At 63.8% G+C, this 8,477-nt stretch carries 7 protein-coding genes; 2 read left to right on the top strand and 5 right to left on the bottom strand.

The window, feature by feature from the left end; translation table 11 throughout:
- Positions 1–106: 106 nt before the first annotated feature.
- A complete protein-coding gene (locus ACK1U9_RS05710; protein ID WP_108480711.1) occupies positions 107–892 on the bottom strand; it encodes a DUF6515 family protein in 786 nt (261 codons plus the stop codon).
- 395 nt (positions 893–1,287) lie between these two features.
- Here ACK1U9_RS05710 and ACK1U9_RS05705 point away from each other — a divergent pair, with 395 nt between their 5' ends.
- On the top strand, positions 1,288–1,764 hold the full coding sequence (locus ACK1U9_RS05705) for an Lrp/AsnC family transcriptional regulator (protein ID WP_003249795.1): 477 nt from the start codon (positions 1,288–1,290) through the stop codon (positions 1,762–1,764).
- A 53-nt stretch (positions 1,765–1,817) separates the two neighbouring features.
- Entirely contained in the window at positions 1,818–2,021 is a 204-nt protein-coding gene (locus ACK1U9_RS05700; RefSeq protein ID WP_013974331.1) for a DUF2788 domain-containing protein, read from the top strand.
- Between the two features lie 56 nt (positions 2,022–2,077).
- On the opposite strand, the gene ACK1U9_RS05695 is transcribed toward ACK1U9_RS05700, so the two are convergent.
- The 4 genes from ACK1U9_RS05695 to ACK1U9_RS05680 form a co-directional block, all read right to left on the bottom strand.
- On the bottom strand, positions 2,078–2,716 hold the full coding sequence (locus ACK1U9_RS05695; protein ID WP_085599635.1) for a pseudouridine synthase: 639 nt from the start codon (positions 2,714–2,716) through the stop codon (positions 2,078–2,080).
- 6 nt (positions 2,717–2,722) lie between these two features.
- Complete coding sequence (gene amn, locus ACK1U9_RS05690) at positions 2,723–4,186, bottom strand: AMP nucleosidase (protein ID WP_085625739.1); 1,464 nt, start codon at positions 4,184–4,186, stop codon at positions 2,723–2,725.
- A 177-nt stretch (positions 4,187–4,363) separates the two neighbouring features.
- On the bottom strand, positions 4,364–6,016 hold the full coding sequence (locus ACK1U9_RS05685) for an acyl-CoA dehydrogenase family protein (protein ID WP_153671469.1): 1,653 nt from the start codon (positions 6,014–6,016) through the stop codon (positions 4,364–4,366).
- Between the two features lie 212 nt (positions 6,017–6,228).
- Entirely contained in the window at positions 6,229–8,217 is a 1,989-nt protein-coding gene (locus ACK1U9_RS05680) for a sensor histidine kinase (protein ID WP_108480710.1), read from the bottom strand.
- Positions 8,218–8,477: the final 260 nt, after the last annotated feature.

Below are 8,477 nucleotides of genomic sequence, written 5' to 3'. Positions count from 1 at the left end.
GCCGGCAAGCCAGCTCCCACAGGCACTAAACATGGCTTCAGGCCGGCGCGGTTACTGTGGGAGCTGGCTTGCCGGCGATAGGGCCGGGACAGGCAGCACATCTGGATCAGTTGATGCTGTAGCCTCGGCCGCTGAAACAAGCGCCCAGCGCCCGCCGGTAGTTGTCCGCCACATTGGCCGGCGGTGCATAAGTCGCCGTCGCCGGGTCGAAGCCTGATTGGTTCACCGCCCAGCGGTGGCACTGGTAACGGTCCTGGTCCTGCTGTTCCTGCCCTTGCCCATACATCGGATAGGCCACCACGTCATACCCACCGCCTACAGGTACCGGCGCCGCAACCGGCGGGTTGACCACCACATACTCGCGGCTGTCGGCCAGGTATTGGTAATAGGTATCGGCCACCAGGAAGAACAGCGCCCCGCCCAGCCAGACTTCCCGCGCATAGGGCGGCAGATAGTCGACTCGCACGCCAAGGGGCGGGGTCACTACCACATAACGGCCACCATGGGGGCGATACCAGTAACCGCCGGAGTAGAAGTAGTCATCGCCACGGTAGGGCACTTTCCAGTAGCGGTCCGGGAAATGATCGATGGTGTGACCCGGGCGATACTGCGGCCCCGGCCCCCAGCCATTGCCATGACCATCCGGGCGCCCCTGCCAGTCACCGCCAGGCCGTTGCCCCGGGCCACCGGCTTCCCAGTGGTGGTTATCGCCATGGCGGCGGGGAATGTCCTGGTAATAGCCTTGGCGTGGCGGCTGGGTCTGCTGCACTTCGTCACGCGAATTGAGCGAGCGGCCCGGCGCCCCCTCGCCCGGCCCTTCGGCCATGGCCCCGAGGCTGATGCTCAACCCCAACACACCAACACCTGCCAACTGCCAGATGCGCGACTTCATGCTGTTCCTCTCGGTAGAAAATACGGCAACCACAGCCAGTCTACCGCGCCTGTCATGCAGGCCAATTAAATTTCCGGACATGAAAAAAGGGAGGCCGCTGGGCCTCCCTTCAGGAATTGTCGTCCGTGCTCGGCACTTGTGGCGCCGGCTCACCTCACACCGTCTTCTGGAAGGTGTGTAGCCCGGGGGCCTGCAGATCCTGTTGGATGGCTGGCCGCGACCGCCCGCCTAGGGCGCGTCGCCGTGGACTGATGTCCGGGCAGTGATTCTGTGGATAAAGATACCGGACAGGCTGCGGCAGATGATTGCGAAGATTGCTTGGATAAATAGCACTTGCGCAATTTTTCACCCTGGATTGATAATTCACCGCAATCCGAACAGAAAAGGCATAACCCATGAGCAAACTTGACCGCTACGACCTGAGCATCCTCGCCGAATTGCAGCGCGATGCGCGCATTTCCAACCAGGAACTGGCCGAACGCATCGGCCTGTCGCCTTCGCCATGCTCGCGTCGGGTCAAGCAACTGGAGGACGATGGCTACATCTCGCGCCAGGTGGCCCTGCTCGACCGCAAGAAGCTGGGCCTGAGCCTGACTGCCTATGTGCTGATCGGCATGGACCGACACACCCCGGAGCGTTTCGAAACCTTCGAGGCGGCCATCCGCAACCTGCCACAGGTGCTTGAATGCAGCCTGGTCACCGGCATGGATGCCGACTACCAGCTGAAAGTGGTGGTGCCAGACATGGACCATTACCAGAAACTGCTGCTAGGCAGCCTGACCCGCATTGAAGGCGTCACCAGCGTGCGTTCGAGCTTCGTGCTGAACCAGGTGCTGGCCAGCACCGAGCTGCCCTTGACCCACCTGCGTTAATGCCTGCGCCAGCAGGCGTATAATCGGACGCTCAAACCGCCTGGAGAACACCGATGGATCCCGCCGTATTCGAAGAGTGGATGATGATCATCCTGGTCACCGTGTTGATCGGTTTCATGGGTTTCATCGTCTGGGACCTGGCGAAAAAGTCCAAGGCCGGGCGGTTCGGGACGCTGATCCTGTTCTTCGTGCTGGGGCTGGGGGTGTTGGCCTTCATCATCAAGAGCGTGGTGGTGGGGTTTCTCGAAGGGGTGTAAGGCTCAAGAAAGCCAGGAGCGGCCTTGTGTCGCGATGGGCCGCAAAGCGGCCCCCGCTAGCGCTGCAATTTCGCCGCCACTTCGCGCCAGCACCCCTGCTCCAACCCATCCAGCGCCCAGTCGCCAATCCGCACCCGCACCAGGCGCAAGGTCGGCAACCCCACCGCCGCCGTCATCCGCCGTACCTGGCGGTTACGCCCTTCGCGAATAACCAGCTCCAGCCAGCTGGTCGGCACGCTCTTGCGAAAACGCACCGGCGGGTTGCGCGGCCACAGCTCGGGCTCGTCCAGGCGCCGCGCCTCGGCCGGCAAGGTCGGCCCATCGTTCAGTTCCACGCCATCGCGCAAGCGCTGCAACTGCTCCTCGCTCGGCTCCCCCTCCACCTGAACCCAGTATGTCTTGGCCAGTTTGTGCTTCGGGTCGGCAATGCGCGCCTGCAGGCCGCCATCGTTGGTCAGCAGCAACAGGCCTTCACTGTCGCGGTCCAGCCGCCCGGCCGGGTACACGCCGGGGATGTCGATGAAGTCCTTGAGCGTCGCGCGCCCGTCGCCGTCGCTGAACTGGGTCAGCACGTCGAACGGTTTGTTGAACAGGATCAGGCGCGGCTCGGCCGGTGGGGCCTTGGGCTGGCGACGCGGGCCGGTGGCAGGCCGCGCCTGGGGACGGCGCGGCTTGGAACGGGGTGGCAGTGACATGGATCCTCAGCGGAACGGCGGCTCATCGAAACTGCGCAGTTTACGCGAGTGCAGCGAGTTGAGCTCGGTGCGCAGCAGGTCGAGGGCGGCAATGCCGATCTTCAGATGCTGGCTGACCGCCCGGTTATAGAAGGCGTTGGCCGAACCCGGCAGCTTGATCTCGCTGTGCAGCGGTTTGTCGGACACACACAGCAAGGTGCCGTACGGCACGCGCAAGCGGTAACCCTGGGCGGCAATGGTACCGCTTTCCATGTCCACCGCCACGGCACGCGACAGGTTGATCAGCGGCCGCTCCTGGGCCCAGCGCAGCTCCCAGTTGCGGTCGTCGTAGGTCAGTACGGTGCCGGTGCGCAGGCGCTTCTTCAGCTGTTCGCCACGCTCGCCGGTGACCTGCGCGGCGGCTTCCTGCAAGGCCAGCTGCACTTCGGCCAGGGCCGGAATCGGGATGTTCGGCGGCACCACCCGGTCGAGAATGCCGTCACGGCGCATGTAGGCGTGTGCCAGCACATAATCGCCGATGGTCTGCGACTGCCGCAGGCCGCCGCAGTGGCCGATCATCAGCCAGCAGTGCGGGCGCAGCACGGCCAGGTGGTCGGTGATGTTCTTGGCATTGGACGGGCCGACGCCGATGTTGACCAGCGTGACGCCGTCGCCATCGGCGGCAATCAGGTGATACGCCGGCATCTGGTAGCGGTGCCAGACCACGCTGGCCACCAGGGCCTGGGTTTCACCGTGGTCCATGCCCTTTTCGATCACCACGTTGCCCGGCAGCACCATGCGCACGAAGCGCGGGTCGTCACGCAACTGGTCGAGGCCGTGGCTGATGAACTGGTCGACATAACGGTGATAGTTGGTCAGCAGGATCCACGGCTGCACATGGCGCCAGTCGCTGCCGGTGTAGTGCACCAGGCGACGCAGCGAGAAGTCGACCCGAGCGGCATCGAACAGCGCCAGTGGCAGGGTTTCGGCACCACCCCAGTCATACAGCCCGTCGGCGATGTTGTCGGTGGCAGCCGACAGGTCGGTGCTGGGGAACACCCGCGCCAGCTGCGCGGCGGTGATGCCGCTGCCGGCCAGTTCGTCGCCCTGGTCGACCACGTAGGGGTAAGGGATGTTCTGTTCGCTGACGCCGACCTCTACCGTGACGGTGTAGTCGTGCATCAGCGGGCGCAGTTGCTCCAGCAGGTAGCCACGAAAAGCAGCCGGCTGGGTGATGGTCACGCTGTAGGTACCGGCCACCTGGACCTTGGCGTAGGCCCGCGTGGTGGCGGCGACTTCACCGTGGCTGTAATAGGTCAGGCGCAGCGCCGGGTAGCGGAACAGGTCGCGCTCTTCGACGCCCGGCTCGGTACGGTCCTTCAGGTAACGCTTGAGGGCCTGGCTAAGGGCCCCGGTGGCCTGTTCATGCAGGGCCGCCAGACGGTCGACGGCCTGCTCGGGGGTATCAACGACTACAAAAGCTTGGCTCACACTGTGCTTCCTGTCTGGACATGCATGTGAACCATCTTGCCTGCCTTCTTGGCTAAATACACCCCCATTGATCGGTGTTGCATCCATTCGCGGGCACGCCCGCTCCCACAGGATCTTCACTGCCCTCAAGTACGACGCAGTACCTGTGGGAGCGGGCGTGCCCGCGAAGAAGCCAGCTCAGTTTGCCCAGGCTGGCGTCGCCCTGGTCACCAATGCCGCCACATCCACACCCCGCGGCAACGCCCCGTATACGCGCCCGCCCCCCGTCAAGCGGCTGTCGATAAACGCATCACTGACCACCGCATTGCCCGCCTCCAGCAACAGCTTGGCCTGCAGCGCCAGGGCAATATCCTCGGTCAGTTGCCGCGCGCGGTACTGCATGTCACCAGTGTCGGCAAACGCCCCCTTGAGGTTGCCGATGTGCGCCGCCAGACGCGGGTCCCCGTGCCCATCGCCCAGCTCGGCGAACAGCGCATCCAGCACACCCGGCTCCTTGGACAAGGCCCGCAGCACATCCAGGCACTGCACATTGCCCGAGCCTTCCCAGGTCGAGTTGACCGGCGCTTCGCGGTACAGCCGTGGCAGGATGCTATCTTCCACATAACCTGCCCCGCCCAGGCACTCGGCGGCCTCGTTGATCATGGCCGGCGCGCGCTTGCAGATCCAGTACTTGCCCACCGCCGTGACCAGCCGGGCGAAATGCGCCTGCTGCGGGTCTTCCAGCTGTTCCAGCGCCTGCCCCATGCGCAGGCTCAAGGCCAGCGCGGCCTCGCTTTCCAACGCCAGGTCGGCCAGCACGTTCTGCATCAACGGCTGCTCGCTCAGCAGCCGCCCGCCGACCTTGCGGTGCGCGCAATGGTGGGTCGCCTGGGTCAGCGCCTGGCGCATCAGGGCGCTGGAGCCGACCATGCAGTCGAAGCGGGTCATGGCCACCATTTCGATGATGGTCGGCACGCCCCGCCCTTCTTCCCCGACCATCCACGCCAGGGCACCGCGGAATTCCACCTCGCTGGAGGCGTTGGAACTGTTGCCCAGCTTGTTCTTCAGGCGCTGGATATAGAACTGGTTGCGGCTGTCATCCGGGCGGTGACGCGGCAGCAGGAAGCAGCTCAGGCCTTTTTCGGTCTGGGCCAGGGTCAGAAAGGCATCGCACATCGGCGCCGAGCAGAACCACTTGTGCCCGACCAGTTCGTAGGGCTGCCCCGGGCCCGTGGCGCCGACCGGATAAGCTCGGGTGGTGTTGGCCCGTACATCGGTGCCGCCCTGCTTTTCGGTCATGGCCATGCCCAGGGTGACCCCGGCCTTGTGACGGTCGCCGACGTTACGCGGGTCGTACTCGCAGGCGAGGATTTTCGGCAGCCAGTATTCGGCCAGTTCGGGTTGCAGCCGCAGCGCTGGCACGGCAGCGAAGGTCATGGTCAGCGGGCAGCCGGTACCGGCCTCGGCCTGGCTGTGCAGGTAGGTCATCGAAGCCCGCGCCACATGGGCGCCTGGGCGGGGTTCGGCCCATGGCAGCGACGGCAGGCCGTGCTCGACGGCGGTGCGCATCAGTTCGTGGTAGGCGGGGTGGAACTCGACCAGGTCTATGCGATGGCCGTAGCGGTCGTGGCTGCTGAACTCCGGCTTGTGTGCATTGGCCAGGAAGCCCGCCTGCATCAGCGGGCCGCCGGCCAGTGCCCCGTAGGCATCGATCCGCGATTCGGCCCAACCCGCACCGAAACGCCGAGACCATTCCTGTAGCGGCAGGTCGAGGCGGTAAAGGTTGGCACCGTCGAGGGGCGGTGGCTGGTTGGTGACTTCGTGGGTTTCAGCGTACTGGTGCAGGTTCATCTGGGGCTCCTGGATCCGGGTAGGCTTGAGAGACCCAGTGAAGCACTCCCTGGGAGTCAGTCAAAGTGACATTAATGACTAAAGAGCGTGAAACGCGGTCAGTTGCAGGTGCTGCTTGTGTCGCGAAAGGGCCGCAGAGCAGCAAGAAGACTGATGCACCCTTAGCGCCGGTCAGCGATAAATCGCGTGCGTAGCACAGCCTGCGAAAACCTTTAAAGCGACCGTCGCGCCTGCAGAACATTCGATGCCATCTGCACCTGCGCAATAGCCATGTTCAAACTCAACTCGAACCGGCTCCCCAACCCCCGCGTCGATTCATGCGACAACCGTGCCCCCAGCAATTCCCCCATCTGCCGGCAGATCGACAAACCAATCCCCAGCCCGCCATAACGCCGGGTCATCGAGCCATCGACCTGGAAGAAGCGCTGGTACAGGGTCGCCTGGTCGAGGTCATCGAAGCCGATACCGCTGTCGCTGACCATGAAGGTCAGCGACAGGTCGTCAGGCCCCACCCGGCGCCCGCGCACCTGGATCATCACCCCGCCCTGGTGGGTGAACTTCAAACCGTTGTCCACCAGGCACCCCAGGCAGCGTGCCAGCTTCTGAGCATCGCCCAGCAACCCGTCCGGCACATCGGCCGGGATGTCCAGGCTCAGGTACAAGCCTTTGCCCAAAGCCTGCCCGGCATAACCGGCACGCACGCCCTGCAGCAGATCACGCAGGCTGAACGGCGCCGGCTGCGCACGCAGGCGGCCGGCCTGCAGTTCGGACAGGGTAAGAATGGCATCAACCATATCCATCATGCCCTGGGCCGACCCCACCGCCGTGCGGTGGTACTGGGCCATCTCGGCCTCCATCGGCAGGGTATGCATCAGCTCCAGCGAACCGATCACGCCATTCATCGGCGTGCGCAGTTCATGGGTCACGCTGGCAAGGAATTCGTCTTTCAGCCGGTTGCTCCTGGCCAGTTGCAGGTTCAGTTGCTCCAGTGTGCGCCCGGTGTCACGCAAGGTCTGCGCCTGCTGCTCGCGCAGGCTGTTGATGCGGTCGGCCAGCGCCAGCGACAGTAAAGCCACCTCCAGCGCCGAGCCCAGCTGGCTGGCATACATGGTGATGAACAGGTTCGGAAGGTAGCCCAGCACCATCAGGGTGTTGACCAGGCCACCGAGCAGGAACGCCGTCCAGGCGATGATGAACCAGCGAGCCACGCGCAAACCACGCCACCAGGCGTATAGCCCGGCCGCGAAGATGCTCACGGTAAACAGCAATGCCAGCACCGTAGCCATGCGCAGCGCGACGCCGTAGGGCATGCTCACCGCCAGCACCATGACCAGCGCGCCACCCAGCATCAGCAGCTGCAGCAGCCGGTCGAAACCACGGCTGATGCTGCCCAGTTGCAGGAAATGCCGGGCGAACTGGCAGCCGAACAGGCCAGCGGCACCGATGAACAACGGCGTCGAAGCATTCGCCCACCACGGGCTGTCCGGCCAGAAGTAGGCCACACCGGCGCCATTCACCGACACCTGGTAAAAGCCGAACGAGGCGATATAGAGGATGTAATAGAGGTAGCTGACGTCGCGCACGCTGAGGTAGATGAACAGGTTGTACACCAGCATCACCAGCAGCACGCCGTAGATCATCCCCAGTACATACAGGCGCGTGGGCTGCTCCTCCATGTAGGCCTGGGCGGACCACAGTGCCAGCGGCGCCTGCACCGAGCCCTGGCTGTGCAGCCGCAGGTAGGCAGTGGTCATCTGGCCAGGTGGCAGCTGTAGTTCGAACAGGTAGTTGTTCTGCAGGATCTGCCGGCTTTGGTAGGGCAAGGCGTCGCCGGTGCGCCGGGCCAGGCGGTGACTGCCACTGCTGTCGGGCAGGTACAACTCGAGGTGGTCCAACGGTGGATAGGCCAGCTCCAGCAGCCATTGCCGTGGGGCGGCGCCGGCCGCGGCGACAGGCCGCAGTTCGACCTTGAGCCAGAACACCGAAGTGGAGTAACCGGCGTTCAACACGTCTTCGTGATGGGGGCGAAAATGCTTGGCGAACCCAGGGGCACTGACCTGGTTGATGCTGGCACTGCCATCGGGGTCTTCATAAACCTGCATGGCCTTGCCCAGCGGAAGATGCCGGGTAGCTGCGTCGAAATCGACTGCCCCGGCCAGCACGGGCAGCAAGCCCAAAAGCACAATCAGCAAATAGCGCATACAGCCCCAGCATGGCCTGTCCAGTCGAGTCGCGGTTGCCTCCCATCCGTTTGAGACGACACGATCCGGCAGAACCCGTTTGTAGAGTTATCCGAGCACTCTAGCATAGCTTCGCAACCTGGCAATCGACCATATCCAATCACAAAGAAAAGGCTCTAAATCAATGCTTTCAGAAATTAAACAGGCAAAAACCTGACCTTATGATCAACAAAACTCGTTTGTAGGACGATCCGCCCAAACAGGATTGGTGGTAAGCTCGC

It is taken from the genome of Pseudomonas sp. XP1 (genome assembly GCF_053557675.1).
The sequence above is the reverse complement of the archived record's forward strand: the minus strand, read 5'-3'. Positions and strand labels throughout refer to the sequence as shown.

Coding starts and splice junctions, on each gene's coding strand:
- ACK1U9_RS05710 (WP_108480711.1), bottom strand. CDS start 892: ATGAAGTCGCGCATCTGGCAGTTGGCAGGTGTTGGTGTGTTGGGGTTG.
- ACK1U9_RS05705 (WP_003249795.1), top strand. CDS start 1,288: ATGAGCAAACTTGACCGCTACGACCTGAGCATCCTCGCCGAATTGCAG.
- ACK1U9_RS05700 (WP_013974331.1), top strand. CDS start 1,818: ATGGATCCCGCCGTATTCGAAGAGTGGATGATGATCATCCTGGTCACC.
- ACK1U9_RS05695 (WP_085599635.1), bottom strand. CDS start 2,716: ATGTCACTGCCACCCCGTTCCAAGCCGCGCCGTCCCCAGGCGCGGCCT.
- ACK1U9_RS05685 (WP_153671469.1), bottom strand. CDS start 6,016: ATGAACCTGCACCAGTACGCTGAAACCCACGAAGTCACCAACCAGCCA.
- ACK1U9_RS05680 (WP_108480710.1), bottom strand. CDS start 8,217: ATGCGCTATTTGCTGATTGTGCTTTTGGGCTTGCTGCCCGTGCTGGCC.